Raw genomic sequence first — 25,812 nt, forward strand, 5'->3', positions numbered from 1 at the left:
CCCAACATTAGCACACATGGATACAAAAAAAATACCCCTTCACGACCTTCACGTTTCCCTCGGCGGGAAAATGGTACCGTTTGCCGGTTTTGAAATGCCGGTCAGGTACAGCTCCGACAAAGAAGAACACCTGGCCGTCCGTAATGGAGTAGGTGTTTTTGATGTCTCCCACATGGGTGAGTTTATGATCACAGGCCCTGCTGCTCTTGACCTGATCCAGAAAGTCACCTCCAATGATGCCAGCAAAATTGTGGACGGACAGGCTCAGTATTCCTGCCTCCCCAATGACCAGGGGGGAATTGTAGATGACCTGATCATTTACCGGTTTGGCCAGGAAGAATACATGCTGGTAGTAAATGCCTCCAACATTGAGAAAGACTGGGACTGGATCAGCAAGCACAACACCCCAGGAGCTACGATGAAGGATGTGTCCGGAGATACTGTATTATTTGCAGTCCAGGGTCCAAAAGCCAAAACAACCCTCCAAAAACTGACTGATATAAACCTGGATGAGGTGAAGTTTTACCATTTCACCAAAGGCAACCTGGCAGGAAAAGATATGATCATCTCAGGTACGGGCTACACCGGAGCTGGTGGGTTTGAGCTCTACCTGGATAAAAATGATGCCGAAGAAGTCTGGAAAAAGATCTTTGAAGCCGGAGCGGAGTTTAATATCAAACCAATCGGACTTGGAGCCCGCGACACTTTAAGACTTGAAATGGGTTTTTGCCTTTATGGCAATGATATCGATGATACCACCTCGCCGCTTGAGGCCGGACTGGGATGGATTACCAAATTCACCAAAGACTTCATCAATGCGGATGGCCTTCAAAGGCAGAAGGAGGAGGGTGTTAGCCGAAGGCTAGTCGGTTTAGAGATGGTGGACAAGGGCATCCCTCGCCAGGGCTATGACATTACTGACGCTGATGGCCACAAGATAGGTCACGTAACTTCAGGCACCATGTCTCCATCGCTCAATAAAGGAATAGGGCTGGGTTATGTAGCCGTGGGCCATCACAAACCCGAAACAGAAATTTTTATATCAGTGAGAAATAAATCATTGACTGCTAAAATCAGGAAACCGCCTTTTATTAAGTGAAATGAGCATAAACTTTTTTAAGCATACCATCCATTTTATGCTTAAAACAAGTTTATGTGAAAACGAAGCGGTTCCATGGGTTTACAAATTTTTGCAAAAGCTTTGCTTTCAACATTTTGAAAAAATTTTAAACACATGAAATGAGCATGATGCCGGGACGCGTAGTCTCAACTTAGATATTGAGCCATGCCAACATGGTATGATCAAAGAGTTGCGGCAAACCGCCTACGCGGCCCGGCTTATTTCGAAACTTTGAACACATGAATAATGTAGAAGTTTGTCTTACTCCTGAGCTTATCCATCAGTACTCGCTGGATGGAAAGATCGTGATCGTTGTGGATATTTTCAGAGCGACTTCATGCATGGTGGCTGGTATGGCTTACGGAGTGGAGGCTATCTATCCCGTAGACAATGTAGATGATTGCTTTGCACTGGGAAAACGAGGGATGGTTACTGCCGGTGAGCGAGGGGGACAAAAAGTTGATGGCTTTGATATCGGCAACTCTCCTTATGAATACATGTCGGACGATTTCAAAGGCAAGTCTATCGCTGTAACCACCACAAACGGTACCAGAACCATCCTGGCCTCCAAAGGTGCGGATCAGATCCTTATTGGCGCATTTCTAAACCTGAGATCGCTGGCTACCTATGTTGCTACCAGCAGAAAAGATATCATAATCCATTGTGCCGGCTGGAAAGGTATGGTCAATATAGAGGACACATTATTTGCCGGTGCACTTATCGATGAGCTCTCCAATACCTTCCAAATTCAGGGGGACCCTGCGTTGCTGGCAAAGCATCTATATGATCACAATAAAATGGACCTGCCCAAAATATCCAGGGAATCCTCACACGCCCACAGGCTGGCAGGTTTTGGGGTAGAGAAGGACCTTGAATTTTGTATGCAGTCCAGCCTGTTTAGTGTAGTGCCGCAGTTTAAAAAAGACCGACTGGAATTGGTCCTGTAAGGCACTAGTGTAATGCTAACGATATAATATCCCAGGCATAGTGTAACAACACTCTTCATTTCCCGCAGATTACGCTAACCTGCCTGCAGTAGCCACTTCCGGCAAAGGCAGGTCTTCGCTGATTCTCAATGCATTTCTGCGTTTTTCTGCGACACCTGGCCGCCGTACTACTCTGGCAGGCGGGTCAGCGGGAGTTTGTTCCGACAATTTATACTTAACGCAGTACTAGCTAAATAATGGCGGTATGGCACATTCAGACACCTCCATACTATCCCAGACGTTACCTGTGACATAGGGTTCGTTTTTTCTCCATTCGTCAAATTCAGCCTGCGTGGGGAAATCAAAAACCATCACTGAGCCTTTCATCTTCCCTTCCTCAATCAGCGCTACCGCATACAGCAGTTTGCCTTCTTCTTTTAGCTTTTTAGCTCCTTCTAAATGGGCAGCCCTGTGCTTTTGACGCCTCTCAAAACCATCTGCATGATCTCGACTTATAACGATGTAATTCATAAGTTCTTAAAATTTTAATTTGGAGCCAAACTCCATATCACTCAGCTCTATCTCCAACGCCTTGGTAGACAGCTGGATCTCCCGCAGAGAGATAAAAAGCGAAATTAACAGGAACACCAGGGATATCCCAAAAATAATGCTACCCCACTCGCCTACTTTCATATAGATAAAAAACATAGCCAGTACGCATAAAAACAGGCTGGCTACACCAAAAAACTGCATTACCCGGATCAAAAACAACCGGGTTCTCAGGTTGTCAAGCTGGCCTTCCAGTACGTTTTTAGGGTTTTCATTGTACTTTGTATGAAGCTGCCGGATGATACTGGCAATAGCCAAAAAACGATTGGTGTACGCCAAAAGCAAAAGGGAAATAGCCGGAAATAATAAAGCTGGTGTTGTAAGGGAAATTTCCATTATTTGAGTTTCTTATTGTTCTGATGGCGGCTGGCATCCCGGATGTTTTTCTTCTCAAAATTTTTTTCCAACGCCTTCGTCAGGTCCACACCAGTCTGGTTGGCCAGACAGATAAGCACCCATAAGACATCAGCCATCTCATCACCCAGGTCTTTACCCTTATCACTTTCCTTGAAAGATTGCTCACCATATTTTCGCGCCATGATCCTTGCAAGCTCACCCACCTCCTCCGTAAGGATCGTCATATTGGTGAGCTCATTGAAGTAGCGCACGCCCACTGTTTTTATCCACTGATCTACCTGCTCCTGTGCCTCTTCTATTGTCATTTATCTTTCCGTATTTGCTCCCAGGTTTTCATTCTCTTTGCGAACCCTGAATCCTTCTACATTCAGCTTAGAAAGAAAAAAATTGAGCCGCTTATCTTCACTCTTCATCAGTGAATCAGGATCCGGTTGGAATTCCTCAAATTTTTCATGAGGGAATTGCTTTCCTCGCTCATAGTGATCTTCCCAATAAAGTGCCTCTGCAATCTGACCTGACTCATCAAAGTAGTACTTATACTCGGAAGCTAAGTGCTCATCTTTCATAACTACAATATGACCGCTGAAAATAGGCTGGTTGCTTTCAAAATAAAAGTAATCATCCCGTTCCCCTTTTGGAGTGTATAAGACTCCCACCAGCTTAAGCAGGTTCTCATCCATAAAATAACCTCTGATCTTATAAACAGAGTCTCCTGAGTGGAAGTCGTCTTCATAGATATCCACCCGGTGATTGGCATCAATGTCATCTACTTTTTTATTGATGGCGTTTACCAGAGGCCTTTTTTCTTTGCTGACTTCCGACGAACAAGCTGATAATATTATTGCTAATAAGGTGAGGCGGCTTAGTGTCTTCATAATCCAAATTTTTCTTTTAAGATAACAAATTCCCGGTGTTTTATAATTCTATCAATAGTCAAACAAACCAAATCCATTGATAAATCAGAAAAGTCGCAGGTCTGACTACTATAGATAAATGATTGCCAATTCAAACAGTAACCAAAAACAAATCTCTATTTTATCCGTGAAATGAGGAAAACCAAATGCATATGAAAAACTTAAAAACATTTACTCAATCATTTATTGCATTAGCAATCATTGTCTTTTGCGGCACTTATGCTGATGCACAAAAAAAGAGTCCCCCGGCAAAAGCAGAAGGAACCATTGACGGTGTATCCGTAAAAATAAGCTATCACTCACCGAGTGTAAAGGGAAGAACCATCTACGGTGGACTGGAACCCTGGGGTAAAGTATGGCGGGCAGGAGCAAATAATGCCACAACCATCGAGTTTTCTGAGGACGTAAAGATCAATGGCAAGGACCTGCCCAAAGGAAAGTATGGTTTCTTTATCCTTCCTAAGGAAGAGGGTGACTGGACTGTCATTTTCAACAAAGTCTGGGACCAGTGGGGAGCATACGACTATGATAGCAGCCAGGATGCGCTACGTGTGGATGTTACACCTAAAAACGTAGACTCGGTAGAACAACTCAAATACACCATCGATGAAGATGGTACTGTGGCCATGACATGGGCTGAAAAATCAGTCCCATTTACCGTATCCAAATAACAAAGGTAAAAGGCGATCTCAAACGGTCGCCTTTTACTAGAGTATATTGAGCAGCTGTTCTTTTATCTTCTCCAGCTCATCTTTCATCTGAACGACAGCTCGCTGAATTACCGCATCATTAGCCTTTGCGCCGATCGTATTGATCTCCCGGCCTATCTCCTGGGATATGAACCCGAGTTTCTTTCCCTGAGCATCACTATGGGTCATAACCTCCGTGAAATACTCCAGATGTTTTTCTAATCGCACCTTCTCCTCAGTAATATCCAGCTTTTCGATATAGTAGATCAACTCCTGCTCGAAACGGTTCTGATCCACCTGTACTTTCTCTTTGATTTCTTCTATGTTTGAAGTGATTCGCTCACGGATCTGCTGCATCCGCTTAGGGTCGTGTTCCTTAACCAGCTTAAGCCCATCACCTATACCTTGAATGTAAGCATTCAGCTGACCCGATAATGTAGCGCCCTCTTCTCGCCTGAAATCATTGCATTTATCAATTGCCACCATCAGAGCATCTTTGGTCATGCTCCAGTTCGCATCGGGGCCACCTTCATCAGTTGTAATCACATCCGGCGAGTGTAATGCCAGGCGAAACAGGTCTTTAGGGTTAGCGTCCACCTGCTCAGCCAGCTCCTCATACTTCTTATAGTAGGTAACAAATAATCGATCGTTGATCTTTACTGTAGGCTCTTCGAGAGTCAGCGGCACCAGCTCCACTGTCAGGTTTACCTTGCCTCTTTTCAGGTGCTGTCCTATAAGCGTTTTGATTTCTAACTCACGATCAGCCAGCTCACGGGGTAGCTTTAAGTTCAGGTCGAAAAATTTGCTATTGAGTGTCTTCAGCTCAACTTTGATACGGTAATGTTCAGATTCAGCCTCAGCCGAACCAAATCCAGTCATTGAATAAAGCATCCGGTAAATTTAGAAATCTAATCCGAGAGTTAGGTATATTCTGGTATCCCCAATTTCAAAGTCCTGAATAGGACGAGCCACATCTACCTTAATATAGTATCCCAGCAATACAGTACGCACCCCAAATCCATAACCTGCCAGCCATGGATTCTGGAAGTTAGCTATCTCTGCACTAAATGGCGACCCTTCCTCAGCGTACTTTTTCCTGAAGGCTGTACCTTTTTCCGTAAACGGAGGTTTTCCTGTCCAGGCTGTGCCCATATCATAGAAACCGATCAGCTGAAAGTTTCGGAGAAATGCAGAGGAAATAGGCGCACTCGCAAAATACCTGAACACAGGAAATCTGAACTCGGCATTGAAAAGCAGCGCGTCCGTACCAAACATCTCATTATAATCAAATCCTCTCAAATTAGTCACAAACTTGGTAAAAAGTAAATTGGAGTTGTTTCGTGTATTTGAAAAGTAAAACGGATCGCTTAGCCCCTGATCTTCAAACTGCCGGAAAACCCAGTTTTGCATACCTCCCAGTACATAGTTTTGTGCACTTTCTCCAAATGAATGCCCATAAAACAAACGTGTAGCGAAGGTTACCTCTTTATGGATCTTTTGATAGTGCCGCAAGTCTACATTCACCCGGCTGAAGCTTTTTCTCGTATTGGTGACTCCAAAATAGTTCTCAAACTCTACAAGGCCACGGGTTCCCTGATAGATATTAAACCCTTTTTCGATCGTATTATCCAAAACGGCAGCTACGCGTGCTCCTGCATAGTGTACTTTGTCGTCCTGTGCAAAATTGGCTGCAGGGTTTGTGCCCAACACATATTGATTCTGAAGGTTATTAAAAACGGTGCCTGCATAGAAAGGGGATGCCTCAAAACGGAAAGTATTGGTTAATGGCACAGAAGCTGCTACCTCTATCTTATTGAGGGTGTATTTCTGTACCAGCTGATCCTGCTCTGTAAAATCATTGATCAGGTAGGCATTCCGGTTAAATCGCAGGTGAAAATCCATCCAGTACTTCAGGTACTGATACTCTCCATAAATATGGCCGCTTCTCAAATCGGTCGTAGTAAGTACACCTCCTGTCAGCCGGTGATTTTCCAGTATATCATTAACTTCCGTTTCGAGGAGTATACTAAACCCTCTGATAGGGTCTATCGCAAAAGAAGTGATCAAATTATTGAAGCTGAACCGGGGTTCATAAGCCTGTGGACCTATAACTCTCGACTTTCGCTCCAGCTTTCGGTAGTTTGAGAAGAATGATTCAGGCTTGAATCTACTTTGACTCTGTGGTTGGTCATCCTCAAACACATAATTGTCCGTGTCGATAAGTCCCTTTTCACTACTTACTTCCCCCTGCTCCTTTTCATCCTCATCGGTAAAAAAGAAAGATTCCGGAAGTACTAAAGAGTCCACATCCGTCAGCTCATTTTCTATGGGTTTTGACTCAGGCACCTCAAAGGTTTCTTCTTCAGGCTCCTGCTCTTTTTCTTTTTTAGCTCTTTCTACAAACCTTCCGGCAATAAACTTTGCTTGTGCCATTCGCTGACGAGCCGTCTGCGGAGTAAAGATCTTTCGTTCCAGATCAAAAGACTCATCCAGAAAAACCTTGTTACGACCTCCATCCAGCATCAGGTAGGTAAACTTGTCTTCCTCAAAAGACAGGTCATAATCCTTAATACTGTATTCAAAATTGCTGACCTGATTGAAGGTACGATCCAGGGTGCTGTAGCGATAAAGATTAGTGATACCCTTTTGGTCACTTAGGTAATAAATGAAGTACTGATTTCTTACTAATGGCTTCCGGTCTATACTGAAGGTATTGGTGAGTCGACTAAAGGAATGCGTGGTAGTATCCAGATCGTATAAAAACAGGTTGTAGTTATCGCCAACTTCTTTTAGCTCTACCTTTTCAATCTCTACCGAATCTATTTCCCTGTTTGAGCTAAACACAATAGCCGCCGTACCTGGAATGAAGACCGGGTCAATATCATCATAAAGGTCATTGGTTATACGCTTCAGGGCATTTCGCCGCATGCTGATAAGAAAGAGATCATTTTGCCCATCTATATCACCGCTAATGATCGCTAGTCGCCCGTTATCATTGAAAGAAAAGCTCTCAACCTGACGAAACCTGTTGAGCGGTTTCTGAAGCCTCTCACCTGTTAAAACATTATAAGTATTCAGGTACAGGTAGCCTCTTTTGTAAAGCAAAACCCCTACAGCATTGTTATCCTGCCAATCGATCAGTGGCAGGTGAAAATCTATCTCCTGCTCATTGATCAAATAGCCTCCTCGTACTACCGTCTCTTCCCTCCCTGTGGACAAGTCCACCACATTTACCTTGTACTTCCCATTTTTATGAAAGGTATAAGCTACTTTTTCACCTGTAGGGTTAATTTTCACATGATTGATCGCAACATCTTTTCTCCCATAGCTTGCCAGTATCTGCTCTTCATTAATTGCCTGGTAATTGTCAAGGATCTCCTCTTGCTGAACCAGGTAGAAATTCTGCCAATCGTCCAGGAACCGTTTAAAAGAAAGTCCCAGCGTGTTGGATATGCTGTTTTCTTCATTACGAATGATCCGGGTGAGATTGAGGATATTCGAAATATTGCTTCGGCCGTATTTGATAGCGATGTAGTTCCAGATGGACTGCCCCACAATCCCGGCATCATCATTCTGGATCTTCACCAGCTTGTTGATCTGCTTGCGAGAGAGGTAATCCCTGACGTAATCGTCCATTTCCTGATTCCAGCCATAAGCCAGATAGCGAGCCGCTCCATCAATAAACCATTCAGGAAGTGACAATAGATAGGAGTTTTGGAATATCTCAGCCAGGCTGCCTCCAAACATCATATCATTGATGAGTACTTTAGAAAGCTTATAGAGCATCTCTTTCTTAAACTCACTGGTCTGTCCTGTATAAGCTATCTCCACCTGCAGCTTCACAAAGTCTGTTTTCCCACCTATGGTGTAAACATCACCGCTTATGCCAATATTACTTTGCTGCAGATCCTGAAGGGAATTGTAAACGAAGATTTTTGTCTTGGTGTAGGGTGCATATCCCAGCACATCGGTCAGCTGTGTAAACTCTTCCTCCAGAAAGTTTAAGGCATGTAACGCATAGTCCTGGCCTCCCGGATAGTAATAAACTTCAAAATTATTGGTAGAATAAAAATACCACTCGAAATTTTTATACTGAATACGATTGTGTCCATACGGGGTATGATAGTACTGGGCTACGGCAGAAACCGTCATCAGCACCGTCAGTACCATTCCTAAAATAAGCCCTTTCATCTAATCCTATTTCAAATTTTTAACCCTGTTTACTGACACCTCTGGCAACAGTTCGGAATCGTGTAAACAGTAATTTACAAATTGGCGCGCAAAATATGGAACTAATGAAACACCTTTTGTGCCAAAACCATTAAATATACCAACGGAGCTGTATTCCGGATGCCAACCCATGAAAGGCCGCCGATCAAAAGTAGCTGGCCGAACCCCGGCTGCATGATCTACCACACGGTAATCTCCCGAGTATGTCTTAGATAACCGATTTTTGAGCATTTTGATTCCATCCACTGTGGGGGTGTAATCCAGCCGCTCGTGATCATAGGTAGACCCTACTCTGAATATGCCCTTTCTGGGTAACATAAAAACACCACGATTGATGATCATATCCGTTGGTAGAGGCGCTTCTATATCCATAATTTCTCCCTTTACAGGCCGGAAAGGCAGGTAGCCCCAATAATCATTATCTGAGACTTTTGTCCCTTCACAGAAAACCACTTTCCGGGCTTCTATGTTTTTATACCGTACACCATTACCTTTAGTTGCCAGCTCTTTATTATTAAACACCTCACTACGGAAAACTCCCAGCTCCTTCAACCTTTTTTTTACTGACTGAATAAGCACCGGCAGATCCACATAGCCACAAAAATTAAGTTTAAGTCCTCCATAACGATCGTTCACCCCTTCTATTTCCAATGACTGAGACACAATTTCCTTAACAAAGGGTTGGTACTCAGCCATCCCCGCCTTCCCCTGCCAGTCATTGAGCTCCTCGGTGGAGTAAAAGGGTCTGTAGATGGTCTTTGGGAACACAAATGAGCCGCCATAGACAGCTTCAAGATCACGATAGTAAGCTTCCAAACCCGGGAACAGCTCATCTGCCAGCCAGGTCTTAATCATTTTCCGGCCGGTTACAGGATTATACAAACCGGCGGCCCGGTTTGAAGATGTCTCGTTCACCTCTTCATCCACCACCATCACCTGCTGACCAGCCTTTAAAAGCTCATGTGCCAGCAAACTGCCTGCTATACCCTGACCTACGATCAAAAAATCTACTTTCTCCAAGCCCTTCACTTTTTTTACACAAATTTGCAACATCTCAACTGATGAAATCCGGATTATGATTATAAAATCCTTTGTGTTTAATCCTTTCTATGAGAATACCTACCTGATTTGGGATGATACCAAAGAAGGTGTAATAGTGGACCCCGGCTGCTATGAAAAATATGAACGGGATGAGCTGGAAAATGCTGTAAGGGAAGAAGGGGTAACGATCAAGGCAATAGTAAACACACACTGTCACATTGATCATGTACTGGGTAATCATTTCATGAAAACCGCCTTTCAGTGCCCGCTATGGATTCCCAAAAATGAAGTAGAAAATTATCGGGCTGTCACTGCCTATGCCCCCCAGTGGGGCATCCAACAGTACAGCCCTGCAGAACCAGACTTACTACTGGACAACAGTGGATCCATATCGTTCGGAAAAACAAACCTGGAAATCATCTACACCCCGGGGCATTCACCCGGTCACCTGGTCTTTCACCACACCGGTGAGAGAAAGCTGATCGGTGGCGATGTGCTCTTTAAAGGCAGCATCGGAAGGACTGATCTGCCTGGAGGGAATCACCAGCAGCTGATTGATAATATTCAGGAAAAACTATACAAACTGCCTGATGACACCATTGTCTATCCAGGCCATGGACCTGTTACTACAATAGGAGAAGAAAAAGTGACGAACCCATTTGTTAAAGCAGTCTGATTTTATGACATGAAAAAACATATCCCAAATTTCGTCACCAGTCTCAACCTCTTCACAGGTGCAATAGGCTGCATAGTGATCCTCAATGAGCAGGTAGACTGGGCCATTTTTTTTATCGGAATTTGTGGGATCTTTGACTTTCTGGATGGCCTTATGGCCAGATTGCTTCAGGTAAGATCCGCAATAGGCAAAGAGCTGGATTCATTAGCAGATGTAGTTTCTTTTGGCCTTCTCCCTGGCTTTATCATGTATCGATTGCTTGAGCAAAGCAACCCACCGTCCGAATTTTTACCGCTGGCAGGCCTAAGTATCGTCGTGTTTTCAGCTCTTCGGCTGGCAAAGTTCAATATTGATGATAGCCAGACTGATAAATTTATAGGGCTGCCCACCCCGGCAAACGCCATTATGATCGCCACCTTACCTTACCTGCCGACTGAACTGAACCCGGGGGTTTGGGCATTACTCATTATAACAGGCCTTTCTTGTTTTCTCCTGGTTGCCCCCCTTACAATGATCGCTCTCAAATTCAAGGGGCTATCCTGGAGACAGAATGCATTAAAATACATTCTAATCATCGCGATTGCCTTAACTTTATTCGTTTTTCAGCAGGACGGACTGCCTTTTATTATTCCGATTTACCTGATGATCTCCCTGGTTGGGAATTTTGCCAGGACTGAAGGCGTTTAAAAAACTACTTAAAGCACTAGAAATTAAAATAAAGCGTTACAAATCAATGCGAGTACTTTTTCCGCTTTTGCTCACCATCTGCATTACTGCGCGGCTACCGGCACAAAGTGTTCTCTCATCCGGAGAGTGGCATAAAATCGGTGTAAAAAAGTCTGGCATTTATAAGATAGACCGCAATTTTCTTAGTTCTGAACTTGGAGTTGATCTTTCTGCGGTTGACCCAAAAACCTTTAAAGTATTTGGAAGTCCCATTCACGGAATGCTTCCACAAGAGAATAGCTTTGACCGTCCGTCAGATCCAGTAGAATTTGCTATAGAAGGGGTAGGCACACAAGATGGCTCCATGGATGAGGGAGACTATTTTCTTTTTTATGGTCTTTCTCCGGACCACTTCTCCGTAGACAGCACCCTCCACTACCAGAAAAACCTGTATGCTGACATTACCTATTATTTTATAACCTATGGGGGTGACCCGGGCAAAAGAATTTCTCAATCTCCTGCATCTGAAGGTGGTGAGCCAAAAACTACTTTTACCGAATACATTATCCATGAAAAGGACCTTGTCAACAAATTTCAAAGTGGTCGACTATGGCTTGGTGAGGATATAGGTGGACTAGCAGGCACTCAAAAAACCTTCGATTATGAAATTTCAGGAAGTGTAGGTCCTATGCAATTAAAGCTTGGAGCAGTAGGGGCATGTGTGGACGGATGCAATTACGAGATATCGATTAATGATGGGCTGATAGGTAAGCTTCCAATCCAGCCGATATTAACGGGAATAGGTAACACGTATCAGGATAAAGCAAAGTATGCTGATAGTGTTTACAATGCTGTCATTTCCGGAAATGATCTTCGGTTAAGGGTGAAATTCAACAAAACAGGCAATGCAAGTGGTCACATCGATTATTTCATACTAGCCTATGAGCGTAACCTGGCTTTATATGATAATGAAACCACCTTTCATACCGGAAGCTTATCCTCACCTCAAACTTATGAAATTGGTAACAGCTCCTCTCAAACAAAGATCTGGAATGTCACCAACCCGGAAAATGCTTTATCCTTACCATTTTCACTAACAGGAAACACTGCTGAAATAAATGTCCCTGCTTCTGATAAAAATACCCTGGTGGCTTTCGAAGGGTCAGATTTTCCCTCACCGGAATATATTGCCTCGGTCAGTAACCAAAACATCAAGTCACTCGCCAATAGTGAAGGCATCATCGTAACTCATCCTGACTTCCTGTCGGAGGCGAGCCGACTGGCGGGATTTCACACCTCATATGATCAGCTCTCCGTGGGCGTGGTTACTACCCAACAGGTGTACAATGAATTTTCGGCAGGAAGACAGGATATCACCGCAATTCGCGATTTCCTGAAGTATGCTTATGAAAATGGGGGACGCTTAAAATACGCGCTGCTCTTTGGGGATGGCTCATACGACTATAAAAACAGAGTCTCAAACAACACCAACCTTGTGCCGGTCTATCAATCTACAGAATCTTTTCATCCCATTTACAGCCACTCATCCGATGATTACTTTGGCTTTTTCGAGGAAAATGAAGGCGGATGGTTTGAGGGTGTTCGTAGAAATAACTCCTCAGAATACATCATACCCTATGAAGACCATACCATGGAAATAGGAGTTGGCCGAATAGCTGCCAAAACCCGAACTGAGGCCACCGATGTAGTGGATAAGATCATTCGTTATAAAACCAGTGAAAAAGCGCTTGGCAAATGGAGAAATGAGATCGCCTACTTCTCAGATGATGGAGACAATGCCACACACATGATCCACGCAGATAGGCTCTTTGATATCTTAGATACCAGTTATATTGATTATAATGCTAAAAAGCTTTACCTGGATAATTTCGACCAGGAGAATAACAAATCACCGGAAGCCACCCAGGCCATCCTCAACGCGATCAAAGACGGAATCTTTATTTTTAATTACATAGGTCATGGTAATGAAGAACAGCTTACTATTGAAAATGTGATCAACTCCACGATCATAGGTCAGCTAACCAATCGTCAAAAACTACCGCTCTTTGTGACTGCAACCTGCGACTTTGGAAAATACGATGATCCGGCATTCACCTCAGGCGCTGAAATGCTTTTACTAAGTCCACATGGAGGTGCAATTGGTCTGTTATGCACCACACGTCCTGTTTTCGCTCACACCAATTTCCCGGTAAACCAGGCATTTCATGAAAATGTATTGAAGAAAATAGATGGCAGGTTCCCAAGGCTGGGAGATGTGATTAAAGCAACTAAAAATAACAGCCTCCGCGGCCCGGTAAACCGGAATTTCGCACTGCTCGGTGATCCCATGCTCCGGTTAAATTATCCGAAGTACAATATAGTATTTGACCAAATGTCTGGTGAGCAGGATACGCTAAGTGCTCTCGAAACATATCAGCTCTCTGGCTCAATCATGGAAAATGCACAACTGGTTCAGTCATTTAGTGGAAAAGCGATCGTAACATTATGGGACATTCCCCAGGAAAAAATCACAAAGGGCTCCGGCAATGCACCATATCAATACCAGGACCAGACCAATGCGCTCTACAGAGGCGAAGTATCTGTAAAGGACGGTCTTTTTGATGCTACTTTCATTCTGCCTAAAAACATCTCATACAAATACAAACCGGGTAAACTAACGATGTATGCATGGAGTGATCAGGACCTGCTGGACGCTTCCGGAGCAACCCGCAATTTTGTACTTGGTGGCACTGCTCCCAATGTAAGCAGCGATCAAAAGCCCCCAACAGGTAGCATTTACATAAATGAACCCTCTTTTTCATCTGGTGGAACTGTCGGTACGACCAGCCTGCTGATAGCCAGACTCTCTGATGAAAACGGTATCAATATTTCAAATAATGGCTTCAACAACAGCATTACGCTTACTTTAAACGATGGTGAACCTATCGTACTAAATGATTTTTATACGGCCGACCCTGATGATTTCACGCAAGGAAGTGTGACTTTTCCCTTGCAAAACCTGGACCCGGGAAGCTATACAGGAATACTAAAATTTTGGGACACACACAATAATTCAGGTACGGCGAGAGTTGAGTTTAAAGTATCCGACGACCCCGTCATTCGGATATACAATGCTAATCTCTACCCCAACCCTGTTTCTATTGGCGGGGAGACCACTTTCCGGTTTGATCATGACCGGGAAGGGGAGAAGCTGGAAATTAGCATATCATTATATAGCATGAGAGGAGAACAAGTCCATCGGTTAAATTACACCATTGACAACAGTCCAGGCACTATTGATGACCTGAAATGGTCCGTCGGGAACTTTCAGGGTGCCCGGTTGGAAAAAGGCGTCTACATTTATAGATTGTCAGTGACCAGTACATTTGACGGGGCGAATAATGAAGTAATAAAAAGGCTTGTAATCATTAATTAATTATCTTTGGCAACCTTAAATTTCTGTGAATGACTTACCGTCTCAAGAAAACACTTTGGACATTAATTGCTGGCTTCCCACTTTTGGCGCTAGCACAAAACTCTAACTCTGCCTATATATCAGGCCAGGACAGTGCAAGGAACCCGATTACCGTAGCTGTGCCATTTCTAAGTTTTGCTCCGGATAGCCGGGGGTCGGCTATGGGAGATGCCGGGGTAGCTACCTCTCCGGATGCCTACAGTACTCACTGGAACAATGGTAAACTTGCGTTTATAGAAGACGATCTTGGTTTTTCGTTTTCGTACTCTCCCTGGCTGGGAAATATCGTAGATGATATGTCCCTCAACTATCTCACTTTTTACAAAAAGATAGATCGTATCCAAACCATCGGAGCTTCTCTCAGGTATTTTGACCTGGGTGAGATCCAGCTAACGGACGCAAACGGAGAGCCTCTGGGCCTTGAAAACCCCAGGGAAGCAGCTTTGGACGCTACCTACTCAAGAAAACTTTCTGAAAACCTGGGAGTTGGGATCACCGGGCGGTTTATCTGGTCTAACCTATCAGGAAACATCACGGGAGCACCGGACGCACGCGCCGGAACCAGCGTTGCCATAGACCTGGGACTTTACTACACCAAAGAGCTGCTCGTAAGTGGAATGAATTCAGAACTCTCATTTGGTGCCCACATTTCCAATTTTGGCCAGAAAATAACGTACAGTAACGAATCTAATGAGGATTATATTCCTGGAAACCTGAGATTAGGATCTGCTTTCAAAACCAATATAGACCCATATAATAGTATCACCCTGGTGGTAGACTTTAACAAACTCCTGGTACCTACACCTCCTATCTATGAAGTAGATGAAGATGGGGAATTTGTAATCGGACCGGACGATAAACCGGTAATTGCTGCAGGTAAAGATCCGGATCGACCGCTGCTTAGTGGTACTATCGGTTCCTTCGGAGATGCTCCTGGTGGAGCCATGGAAGAACTAAGAGAGGTTATGCTCTCTGTAGGTACGGAATATTGGTACAGAGATATTTTTGCAGTACGGGCAGGATACTTCTATGAAAGTGAATCCAAAGGCAACCGAAAATACTTCACGGCAGGCCTGGGCTTTAGATATCAGGTGATCGGAATAGACTTTTCGTACCTGGTCCCGCAGGAGAACAATCACCCGCTAGGAGATACACTCAGGCTGTCATTCGTCTTTAACATGGAAAAAAACGAACCTGAAGCTCCAACTTCCAACTAGATGCTGGACAGAACGGAAGCACCACAAGCAGAAGAAATAATACTCCCTGAAATCCCTGAACCTCATAAGACCACACTAGAGGGCGGGTACCCTTTATTTATCATTGAGCAGGGCACACAACCCGTTCTTGTACTGGAAATCGATCTGCCCGTAGGCCGGTGGAATGAAACCTCTCCGGGATTAACATACTTCGCTGCTAAAATGCTCACAGAGGGCACGACTTCTAAAACCTCTGAGCAAATAGCCGAAGCCTTTGATTTCTATGGGAGTCACTTAGAGATTACACCCACCCTGGATTTCATTCATATCAAACTGTACACCCTCAAGAAATTCTTTCCGCCTCTCGTGCAACTACTGGCTGAAATGCTCAGAGAACCGGGGCATCCTCAGAAAGAGTTTGATCTCCTGAAGCGAATAAGGATACAACAGATCCATCAGCAACATGCTAAAAACAATGCTTATGCGGGCCTGAAATTCAGAGAGATGTTGTTTGGCAAAGAGCATCCTTATGGGGTGATCATTGATGACGAAAAGGTGAAAGATATCACACTTGATCAAGTCAGTAAGTTTCATTCCACCTTGCTAAGCAATCCGACTTTTTACCTGGCGGGAATGGTTGCTCCGGAAGATATAGAGGTACTACAATCCGCTTTCGAAAAAGTTAATTTTGGAAATGCAGGAGCCCGGGATATTGCTGCTAATACCGGTAATGCTGATCAACATATAACTCGAGAAGAAAGCACGCAGGCCAGCTTGCGACAGGGGCATTTTACCATTGACAGGCATCATCCGGATACACATCGCCTCAAAATAACCAATGTCTTTTTGGGAGGTTTTTTTGGGTCGCGGCTGATGAAAAACATCCGGGAAGAAAAAGGGCTGACCTATGGTATCCACTCATCCATAGCCCACTTGCAAAAAGCCTCTTACTGGTATATCAGTACGGAAGTGCTGAAGGAAAAGCTGGATCTGACAAAAGAGGAGATCGCTAAAGAAATAAATCATCTCCAAACCACTGCACCGGCACAGGAAGAGGTGAGTATGGTTACAAATTATATGAAAGGAAAATTTCTAAGCTCCTTTGACACCCCGTTTAACTCGCTAAACATGATCAAAAACCTGAATAGCGCCGGGCTGGATACCTCCTATTACGAAGACTTTCTGAGATCCTTAAACGAAATAACTCCGGAGGTCATAAAAGAAACTGCTAAGAAGTATCTGGATCAGGAAAAAATGATCACATTGAGCGTAGCCTAGTTCCCAATGGCACAAATAATCAACCAAGACGAAAAATTCCTCTTCAAGGAAATTTTTGTCACGGTAAATAGAAACAACGGACTGGAAATCAACTATTTGCGACACATTTTAAAGGCAGTTTAATTCTGCTTAACACTAGTTCCTTTCCTTTAAAAGCAATAAATATTCCCCCTGAATTTTCACCTCATCGTACACTAACGGGACTTTTGTAAATCCCTGATAATCGAGCACCCCCTTTTTACCTCCTCTGCCGGCAATGACCAGGTTCTGGGCAGTATCTTCAATATCATCATAATTTGCCCTGGCTATAAACTGTCCGTCTTCGCTGGCCAGTCCTTTTTTTCCGTCCCAGTCGGTAATGAGGTAATTTCCGGTAGCCAGCCGTTCGACCTCCTTCCAGACAGGCTCTAAAACCTCCTGTCCGTCTTTATCAATTAATCCAAAATGCTCTCCAATTTGCACTACAGCCAGTCCATTTTCAAAAGTGGATGAATACTTGTAATATGGCTGTATGATAAGGATCTCATATTTGTCGATAAAGCCCCACCTGCCCAGTAGGCTCACAGGAGCCAGACCTTCTTCATAAGGGAGCGCTTCATCATATCTGTTGGCTACACGTAGTTTCCCGTTTTCATCCACAAAGCCGTACTTCCCATCCTTTTTGATTAGAAAATACCCTTCCGAGTAACTCACCACATCTGCAATGTTATCTTCTGGTTTTACAATTTCCCTGCCGGCCGCATCGATAAGCTTTAAACCTTCCTCAGATACCAGCTCGTAAAATCCGGACACCTGATCTACCCGATCATACTGTGGATGTATAATCACCCCTTCGCTTGTCACAAGACCAAATTTACCATCCTGCTCAAGCCTCAGGAAGCCCTTATCTTCAACCACATAGGGCAGCTTTGCCACTAAATCCCCGTAAGGCGTATAAATGTGAGAAGCCATTCCCTTTTTGGCAATGTAAAAGCTTGAGGTGTTGATTATCTCATCATACTCAGGTAAAATAAACCAGGAGCCATGCAAACTACTTACTCCCCATTTTTGGAGGTAATTAGCTGCAAAGTGATTTTCACGGCCCAGGTCTTTTATTTGATCATACTTAAAGTCAAGCTGTGTGGACCCCTGGAAGTCTATCCACCCCCAATATTCATTTTTCTTTACCGGGATCACCCCGCTCTGAGAGTGTTTAACTTCCTGAAATGACCGATTATTGATCTTCCTGCCAAACAGATTATAAATATCCCAACCCTTTGATGTTTTGGTGAAGAAATAAGCGCTATCTACAGCTACTGAATCAAAGCCAGCAGCTACTTCCGTTCCATTGGTTTTATAAATTCCCCATGTACCCAGAGCCATGTTCCGGGTAACGAGAAAGCCATTCCCGGCATATCGCAAAGTATGTTGTTGGTTCCGGAAAAGCTCAGAGCTTGCTCCCAATATATGGGTCACATCATTGACATGAGCAATGAGAATCTCATCCTCAGGATGGTAAACAATAGAATCACAAGAAACTTTGTATCCTGAAGGCTGCCCGATAGCCCGCACTTCCCACTCCGGAAAATGGATCACATGTTCCCGGTTCAGGATTTTTTTATACCTGATCGGATGGATCAGTTCACCGGTAGCAGAAAGCAGACCGTATTTTCCTTCATTGGCAAGAAGGTACTCATTCTCCCATTTCTTAAAGTCATCTACCCACTGGCTTATTACCAGCTCACCATCAGGTGTGTAGATCCTGGCTTTTCGAATAGCATTTTGTGCCACCACAAAGTCACCCACCATTTTGATTGACTCGTACTCCACATCAATGACTTGCTCATTGTTATATGAAAAAAGTCCGTAGGCTATTTTTCCATCTTTGTACTCTGAAACCAATAACCTGTCCGCAGAAAAAGGCTCTATAGAAAAATACCTGAAGGCAAGCTGTACCCTGGCTTTCGCATCGATGAGGCCTCTGAATATCAGGTTTGAAAAGCGACCGGTAATTCCAGCTTCAAAATACGCTCCAAAGGGCCGCAGAATGGTATACTTTGCATCGGTTATTTTCTTATCCCTGATACTGATCAGTCCCCATTTCCCGTCTTCCCTGTAGCCAATAGCCTCGTGAGTGATCACCTGACCTCCATCAGACCACCCCAGCATCTCATAAACCGGGGGAATAACTACCACGCCTTTACTATCAGCAATACCCTGATAACCGCCAGAAGTAATGATCTGAAGGCCCTCTGCCCGGGTAATGTTGAGTAGAATAAATAAGAGTAAGGAAAATACCGCCCGCTTATGCATAAAGCCAAATATAGGAAAGGCTGGTAACGATCTGCTTATTTGGATGCTTTTGTTTCTTCTTTCTCCAGGTTAAAAAGATCATTAAGAACCCCCACCAGAGAATCAGCCTCTCCTCTCTTGCACGCAGCCTTCAGTTGGAGAACAGGCAATTTGATAACCTTCTGGATCATATTTTTCGAAGCTTTCTCCAATATCTTCAGCTCTTTATCATCAAGCTTTCCTACATATCTTGCCAGCTCCTGCTTACGAATGTCCTCAAGGGCATCCTTAAATTTCTTGATCGTAGGGGAAACTTCCATTTCCTGAGACCAGTCGTTAAATTCCACTATGCTCTCTTCTATGATACCTTCTACCCGCGGAATCGTAGCCTTCCTCCGCTCCAAAGCCTCAGAAGCTTTCTGCTGAAGCTGGTCTACGTTATACAGAAGGATGCCAGGTTTTTCATGAACCTCGTCAGAAATACTTCGGGGGACGGACAGGTCTATCAATAATTTTGGAGTGGCTGAACTGATGGTACTTGATGTAATGAGCGGCTCATTTACCAAAACAGTGCTGATGACCACATGTGACTCATTTACTATAGATTCCAGGTCTTCAAAAGGCCTTGCGTTAAAGCCAAATGTGGCAGCATGCTTTTCTGCTTTTTCAAACGTTCGGTTCACTAGTGTCACTTCAGCATCTATTCCTTTGAAGTTTTCGGCCACATTGGCTCCAATGTCACCTAACCCAATAACGGCTATCTTAGGAGACTTAAAATGCTGAATGTATTGCTCTGCAATATCCACGGCCGAAGAAGCCAGTGAGGCTGTGCCGTCTCTGAAAGGAGTTTCCTGAACCACTCGCTTGTTCGTGAAGAAAATGGTATGCATAAGGCGGTGCAAAAATGGTCCTGCCATAGACTCATCTGCTGTCCATTGATAGGCCTTTTTTACCTGATTAGTAATTTGGATGTCTCCAAGGATCATGGAGTCCAGACCCAGAGCCACACGAAACAGGTGCTCTACAGCGGCTCTTTCATTCAAAGAAATAAAGTAACCAGCCGAGGGCTCCTCACTCAAACCATGAAAAATATCTACAAGCGACGCAATCTCCTGTCCATGATCCTGATCGGAAAAATAGTAAATCTCTGTACGGTTACAGGTAGAAAGAACCATAGCTTCATCAATACCCAACAATTCCTTCAGTTTCAAAAGGAACTGTTTGCTGGTTGACTCATCAAAAGCTACCGCCTCCCGAATATTCAGAGGAGTGTTCTTGTAAGAGATCCCTATTGCTTTGAAGTTATTCATCGCCATCTAAAATCCGCCTATTGTATTACCAAAGTACCGGCAAAAATACAAAACCTTAACTTATTAGGAATATGACATATATCATAAAAAATTATTTATATTCGTTATGAATAGCGGTGTATGATCAACAAATTAAGACAGAAAATAATAAACACACTTGGTTTTTCCAAAACAGAAGCCAATGGTACGCTGGTCCTTATTTTACTGATTTTAGTCATTGTCATTGTTCCTAAAATCTACTTCCTGAAAACCCATTCCGGAAAAGAAAGTTTCAGGGAGGAATCACAAAAACTGGAAAGCTGGGCCAAAGAGCTGCAGGCAGTCCTTCCGGAACCGGAAAAACCTCCCAAAAGAGAGGTGGCTGAAGAAGAAAAACACCAGGTTCCTGAGTCTTTCCTGTTTGACCCTAACACAGCGTCTTATGAAGCGCTCACTTCTCTCGGATTTTCGAAAAAGACAGCATCCAATATTATCTCTTATCGCAAATCCGGAGGTTCGTTCCGTATAAAATCGGATTTGGATAAGATCTATGGTATAGATAAAGAGAGGCTCCAGGAACTGTCAGCACATATTGATCTTCCCGAAGAAGAGAAAGTGGAGGTTTCGAAACCAAAGCCTGGAGAACAGCGATCAAAAAAAGCAACTAGAAAATTTGACCTGAATACAGCAGATACATTAACCTTTCGTCAAATTTACGGGATAGGGCCTGTGCTTTCCAGACGTATTGTTGCGTTTCGGGAAAAGCTGGGAGGTTTTTATTCACCAGATCAGCTTTACGAGGTATACGGACTTGATTCTTCAGTTGTAAAAACCATCCTGGACCGGTCATTCATAAAGTCCGCTCAGGAAATGATCTATTTAAATACCGATTCGGCTTCACATTTATATCATCATCCGTATATAGACTATGATCTGGCCAAAGTCATTGTTAATTTCAAGAAGCAACATGGCCCCTATAAATCTGTAGATCAGGTCAAAAGGATAAAGATCATTTCTGACAGTATTTATCAAAAAATATATCCTTATCTTTCAATTGACCCCTGAAAGAGTCAAACATGGAGAAAATACTTCAATCGTATTTACGCAGACTTACTAACCTATCCGGAAATAACCGGTCACTTTTACTCCTACGTCTTATCTCCGACCAGTTTCTCGATATCAATGACCTGGATTTTATTACCAACAAACCAAGCTTTGACATCATCAGCCAGCTAATTGCCGGGAAAGACCGAATAAAACTCTGCGACGAAGTAGACCCAAGAGATGACCAATCCAATTCATTAAGCCAGAAGTTGAGAAAAATCTTTCGCATCGAGCAGTTTATTTTTGAAGAACGCGGCGCCAAAGATCTTTATGTTGGCTGGCCATTTATCCGGGGCAAACTTAACAATGGTACACTTGTAAGGTGCCCGCTGATCTTCTACCCGGTATCACTTGAAAGGAAAAATAATGCGTGGTACCTGCAGCAGCGAAAAGGGGTAAACATTACCCTGAACAAGACTTTTTTACTTGCATACGCTTATTACAACAAAGTATCCCTGGATGAAGAGCTCATTGAATATGTCCTTGGGGACTTTGACACCGACAGCACGGTCTACCGCACTCAGCTTTACGAATTACTAAAAAACAGTCAGATTGAAATTAATTTCAACCAGGAAAACTTTATCGATAAGCTTCACTCTTTTAAAAACTACAAGAAAAGCGAATTTGAAGCTTCCGAAAAAGATGGCAACCTCAAGATCTACCCGGAGGCTTTGCTGGGCATATTTCCCCAGGCCGGATCTTATCTGGTGCCTGACTATGTCCGCCTGATGGAAAATGAGCAAGTTAATGACATTGCTCAGTTTTTTTCGCACCGTGTCAAAGAAAACCCGGAAGAGACTCAGGCAGTGCGTTTTTCAGATCAGGTAAAAGAAGAAACCACCTTCACACCTTTTGAGATAGACGCATCTCAGGAGCATGCCCTTAAACTGGTCAAAAAGGGCAACTCCCTTGTCGTGCAGGGACCTCCGGGCACCGGCAAGTCGCAGTTGATCTGTAACCTTATCAGTGACTTTATTGCACGAGGCAAAAATGTCTTGCTCGTTTGTCAAAAAAGGGCTGCCCTGGATGTGGTTTATAAACGACTCCAGTCTCAGCAGCTCCACGATTTCATTGGGCTGGTTCATGATTTTAAAAATGACCGTAAAGACATTTTTGACCAGATAGCGCGCCAGATCGATAGCCTGGATGAGTATAAGCAAAAAAACAACAGCCTGGATGCCATTTACCTGGAGCGTTCATTTTTGCAGGCCAGTCGTAAAATTGACCAGTTGACTGAGGAGCTAAGCGAATTTAAAGATGCGCTTTTTGATGAATCAGAATGTGGCAAATCGATCAAAGAACTTTACCTGAGTTCTAATCCCGATGCACCCTCTATTACTCTTAACCAGGAGTATCGCAGCTTTCATTACCACTATGCACCGGAGTTTGTTACTAAGATTTCAAGGTTTTTGGACTATTATAATAAGTTTGAAACAAGTCCCCACTTTTGGTCCGGAGGGCCTTCATTCAGCTCATTCGGTACCCAGGAGTTTATCCACTTAAAGGAAATTCTGGATGAAATCCCCGAACACCATCAAAAGCTAAAGGCTGAATCCAGGGCATTTTCCGGCATTGAACTTGACTTTGAGTCGTGCCTGCACTTCGTCTCATACCGTGATGAACTTGAGCAGCTAAAAACCAACCTGGACAACGAGCAGGTCTATCATTACTACAAGCATATGCTCAACCATGAGCCCAACGAAGATCCGCTCTGGCTATCTAACCTGGAACGTACGATGCTTCAGTGCTTCAAGGGATCAGGGCCTGAAATCTCATTAAAATCAAAAGAACTCGGGAGGTTTCAGGAAGCCCTGGAGCATGCAATAAAAGCCAGGAAAGGCTTGTTTAGCTGGATCAGATGGAAGATGTTTTCAGAAGACAAAATCTTCATAACCAGGGTACTTGTAGCAAATGAACTAAAAAGCAATAAACAGGGGTTTGAAGTGCTGCTGGAGCGAATCGACAACCGGCTTAACTATGAGCACATTGTATCGCGCATCCAAAATACCGGGTGGTTGACCGGATTCCCGACCAATTTCAGAAAAATTGACATTCAAAATTGGTTTTTTTATCAAAAACTGGCGCTGAAGTGCGTACAACTCACCCGAAAGATCCGAACCCTCACCCAGGTGCTGGGGCCAAAAGAACACAACCGAACAGATTTTATCGACCGTATAGAGAAGTTCATGCAATTTCTGGATCAGATCCCTGTACAGCTACAGCTCTGGTCCAGGTATATTTCTGAAACCCAGATCAGGGGACTCCTCCTGGGAAAGGTCCCCATCCAGAAGGCCAGGGCACTACTCAACGAAGACTTTGACTCCCTGGTAGAATACGATAAGCTAAAAGATAATTTCACCAATGATGAGGAAAAAATCATTGGCGAACTCCTGGAGAAAGGGAAAAACAAAGTAGATATATTAAATCTCTTTGACAACAGTCTGGCCCTCGCATGGATTGATCATATAGAAACAAAGTTCCCAATCCTTAAATCCATCTCTTCTTTTAAGCTGGACCACCTCACGAAAGAGCTTCAGCAAGCCATAGATGATAAGATGAGCATCAGCCAGGAGATCCTGCTCTTAAAATCCCGCGAAAGGACTTATGAAAACCTGGAATATAATCGATTAAACAACCTGGTGACCTACAAGGACCTCTATCATCAGGTCACCAAAAAACGCAAAGTATGGCCTATCCGCAGGGTTATTTCAAGTTTCTATGAGGAAGTTTTTTCATTGCTTCCATGCTGGATGGCCTCTCCGGAATCAGCGTCCGCCATATTCCCCATGGAGGAAAACTTTGATCTGGTCATTTTTGACGAGGCCTCTCAGTGCTTTGCAGAGCGTGGGATCCCGGCCATGTACCGTGGGAAACAGGTGGTAATCGCTGGTGACGACAAGCAGTTGCAGCCCAATGACTTATATCGGGTAAGGTGGGAGGACGAGGATGATCAGGACCTCCCGGAGCTGGAAATAGATTCCCTCCTGTCTTTAGCCAAAAAATACCTGAAAGAGGTAAGCCTGCGGGGCCACTACCGTAGCAAGTCTTTAGAGCTGATCGAGTTTTCAAATCTGAATTTCTATAACGGCCGTCTGAAGCTGCTCCCTGATTTTCACATTGCCCAAAAAAGAGAGCCGGCTATCCGCTACTTCAAAACAAACGGTGTGTGGAAAAACAATATAAACGAAGTAGAGGCAGAAGAGGTGATCAGGCTCATCAACAAGGTTACAAGAGATAAAAAAGGAAAAAGTGTAGGGGTAGTCACCTTTAATGTGAGACAACAGGGTTACATCCTGGACCTGATAGACATTTACCAGCAGGAAAGAAGGATTAAACTCCCGAAATCCTTTTTTGTGAAGAATATCGAAAATGTACAGGGAGATGAAAAAGACATTATTATTTTCAGTACTGCGTATGCCCCCGATGAGGCCGGACGAATGCAGCTAAGGTTTGGAAGCCTGAATGTCGCTGGTGGAGAAAATCGTCTGAATGTCGCTATCACCAGAGCCCGTGAGGAGATCTACATGGTGACCAGCCTGTCCCCACACCAGTTAAATGCGGATAATACCATAAACCCGGGACCAAAACTCCTGCAATCTTACCTTCAGTATGCCTGGGATGTAAACAATGGTGAGTGGACTCCTAACAGTCAGGAAGACAAAAGCCGGTCGCCAACGTGGTATCTGCGAAACAAGCTACAACGTGAAGACGGTAAGATTTACATCAAAAAGGAACTGCCTTTTTCAGACCTTACAGTGCTTAGCACCAAAGCCTATAAAGGACTGATCCTGACAGACGATGAGCTCTTTTATGACACCTCTTCGCCAAAAGAAGCCCATTGCTATCGTCAAAACCATTTTATAGAGAAGAACTGGCCCTTTATCCAGTTTTACAGCAGGGAATATTGGATAAACAGAAAGCAGGCAGAAGAAAAGCTGACAAAGTTTATCGAAAGAGTAGCAGAATAGGAT

19 protein-coding genes are annotated in these 25,812 nt (G+C 43.8%); 10 read left to right on the forward strand and 9 right to left on the reverse strand.

The window, feature by feature from the left end; all coding sequences use genetic code 11:
- Positions 1-16 precede the first annotated feature (16 nt).
- On the forward strand, positions 17-1,099 hold the full coding sequence (gene gcvT, locus AC3E9V_RS23275; protein WP_488750571.1) for a glycine cleavage system aminomethyltransferase GcvT: 1,083 nt from the start codon (positions 17-19) through the stop codon (positions 1,097-1,099).
- A gap of 260 nt (positions 1,100-1,359) precedes the next feature.
- The gene (locus AC3E9V_RS23280) at positions 1,360-2,067 is read left to right on the forward strand and encodes a 2-phosphosulfolactate phosphatase (protein ID WP_488750572.1); all 708 of its coding nucleotides are present in this window, start codon (positions 1,360-1,362) and stop codon (positions 2,065-2,067) included.
- Positions 2,068-2,292: 225 nt separating this feature from the next.
- On the opposite strand, the gene AC3E9V_RS23285 is transcribed toward AC3E9V_RS23280, so the two are convergent.
- Genes AC3E9V_RS23285 through AC3E9V_RS23300 form a run of 4 tightly spaced genes read right to left on the reverse strand, consistent with a single transcriptional unit; the run spans position 2,293 to position 3,887 of the window.
- Positions 2,293-2,577 (reverse strand): YciI family protein, encoded by a 285-nt coding sequence (locus tag AC3E9V_RS23285; RefSeq protein ID WP_488750573.1) that lies wholly within the window; start codon positions 2,575-2,577, stop codon positions 2,293-2,295.
- Positions 2,578-2,583: 6 nt separating this feature from the next.
- Positions 2,584-2,991: a DUF2721 domain-containing protein gene (locus tag AC3E9V_RS23290; protein ID WP_488750574.1), complete on the reverse strand. Its 408-nt coding sequence runs from the start codon at positions 2,989-2,991 to the stop codon at positions 2,584-2,586.
- Positions 2,991-3,317, reverse strand: a complete 327-nt coding sequence (locus tag AC3E9V_RS23295; RefSeq protein ID WP_488750575.1) for a nucleotide pyrophosphohydrolase — start codon at positions 3,315-3,317, stop codon at positions 2,991-2,993. Before AC3E9V_RS23295 ends, AC3E9V_RS23290 begins: the two co-directional genes overlap by 1 nt.
- Positions 3,318-3,887, reverse strand: a complete 570-nt coding sequence (locus tag AC3E9V_RS23300) for a hypothetical protein (protein WP_488750576.1) — start codon at positions 3,885-3,887, stop codon at positions 3,318-3,320. It lies immediately after the preceding gene.
- Between the two features lie 191 nt (positions 3,888-4,078).
- Between AC3E9V_RS23300 and AC3E9V_RS23305 the strand changes: the two genes are divergently transcribed.
- A complete protein-coding gene (locus AC3E9V_RS23305) occupies positions 4,079-4,597 on the forward strand; it encodes a DUF2911 domain-containing protein (protein WP_488750577.1) in 519 nt (172 codons plus the stop codon).
- 36 nt (positions 4,598-4,633) lie between these two features.
- Here the strand turns inward: AC3E9V_RS23305 and AC3E9V_RS23310 are convergent, their stop codons facing one another.
- The 3 genes from AC3E9V_RS23310 to AC3E9V_RS23320 are packed head-to-tail and all read right to left on the reverse strand — an operon-like array spanning position 4,634 to position 9,865.
- On the reverse strand, positions 4,634-5,506 hold the full coding sequence (locus tag AC3E9V_RS23310) for a YicC/YloC family endoribonuclease (protein WP_488750578.1): 873 nt from the start codon (positions 5,504-5,506) through the stop codon (positions 4,634-4,636).
- 9 nt (positions 5,507-5,515) lie between these two features.
- A complete protein-coding gene (locus tag AC3E9V_RS23315; RefSeq protein ID WP_488750579.1) occupies positions 5,516-8,806 on the reverse strand; it encodes a translocation protein TolB in 3,291 nt (1,096 codons plus the stop codon).
- A gap of 6 nt (positions 8,807-8,812) precedes the next feature.
- On the reverse strand, positions 8,813-9,865 hold the full coding sequence (locus tag AC3E9V_RS23320) for an NAD(P)/FAD-dependent oxidoreductase (protein WP_488750580.1): 1,053 nt from the start codon (positions 9,863-9,865) through the stop codon (positions 8,813-8,815).
- A gap of 55 nt (positions 9,866-9,920) precedes the next feature.
- Between AC3E9V_RS23320 and AC3E9V_RS23325 the strand changes: the two genes are divergently transcribed.
- From AC3E9V_RS23325 to AC3E9V_RS23345, 5 genes are read left to right on the forward strand one after another with little or no spacing between them, the layout of a single operon-like run.
- A complete protein-coding gene (locus AC3E9V_RS23325) occupies positions 9,921-10,562 on the forward strand; it encodes an MBL fold metallo-hydrolase (protein WP_488750581.1) in 642 nt (213 codons plus the stop codon).
- 9 nt (positions 10,563-10,571) lie between these two features.
- The gene (gene pssA / locus AC3E9V_RS23330) at positions 10,572-11,249 is read left to right on the forward strand and encodes a CDP-diacylglycerol--serine O-phosphatidyltransferase (RefSeq protein WP_488750582.1); all 678 of its coding nucleotides are present in this window, start codon (positions 10,572-10,574) and stop codon (positions 11,247-11,249) included.
- Positions 11,250-11,295: 46 nt separating this feature from the next.
- Positions 11,296-14,664 carry a type IX secretion system sortase PorU gene (gene porU / locus AC3E9V_RS23335; RefSeq protein ID WP_488750583.1) on the forward strand — a complete coding sequence of 1,123 codons (3,369 nt, stop codon included), beginning with the start codon at positions 11,296-11,298 and terminating at the stop codon, positions 14,662-14,664.
- A 29-nt stretch (positions 14,665-14,693) separates the two neighbouring features.
- Complete coding sequence (gene porV / locus AC3E9V_RS23340; RefSeq protein WP_488750584.1) at positions 14,694-15,920, forward strand: type IX secretion system outer membrane channel protein PorV; 1,227 nt, start codon at positions 14,694-14,696, stop codon at positions 15,918-15,920.
- A complete protein-coding gene (locus AC3E9V_RS23345; protein WP_488750585.1) occupies positions 15,921-17,177 on the forward strand; it encodes a M16 family metallopeptidase in 1,257 nt (418 codons plus the stop codon).
- Between the two features lie 135 nt (positions 17,178-17,312).
- On the opposite strand, the gene AC3E9V_RS23350 is transcribed toward AC3E9V_RS23345, so the two are convergent.
- Positions 17,313-19,469, reverse strand: a complete 2,157-nt coding sequence (locus AC3E9V_RS23350) for a WG repeat-containing protein (protein ID WP_488750586.1) — start codon at positions 19,467-19,469, stop codon at positions 17,313-17,315.
- 35 nt (positions 19,470-19,504) lie between these two features.
- Entirely contained in the window at positions 19,505-20,758 is a 1,254-nt protein-coding gene (hemA, locus tag AC3E9V_RS23355; protein ID WP_488750587.1) for a glutamyl-tRNA reductase, read from the reverse strand.
- 120 nt (positions 20,759-20,878) lie between these two features.
- On the opposite strand from hemA, the gene AC3E9V_RS23360 reads away from it, so the two are divergent.
- Both AC3E9V_RS23360 and AC3E9V_RS23365 read left to right on the forward strand, forming a co-directional pair.
- Positions 20,879-21,802 (forward strand): ComEA family DNA-binding protein, encoded by a 924-nt coding sequence (locus tag AC3E9V_RS23360; RefSeq protein WP_488750588.1) that lies wholly within the window; start codon positions 20,879-20,881, stop codon positions 21,800-21,802.
- An 11-nt stretch (positions 21,803-21,813) separates the two neighbouring features.
- Positions 21,814-25,809, forward strand: coding sequence for an AAA domain-containing protein (locus AC3E9V_RS23365; RefSeq protein ID WP_488750589.1), 3,996 nt, complete (start codon positions 21,814-21,816; stop codon positions 25,807-25,809).
- Positions 25,810-25,812 lie beyond the last annotated feature (3 nt).

Source organism: Marinoscillum sp. HNIBRBA16962 (genome assembly GCF_057801515.1).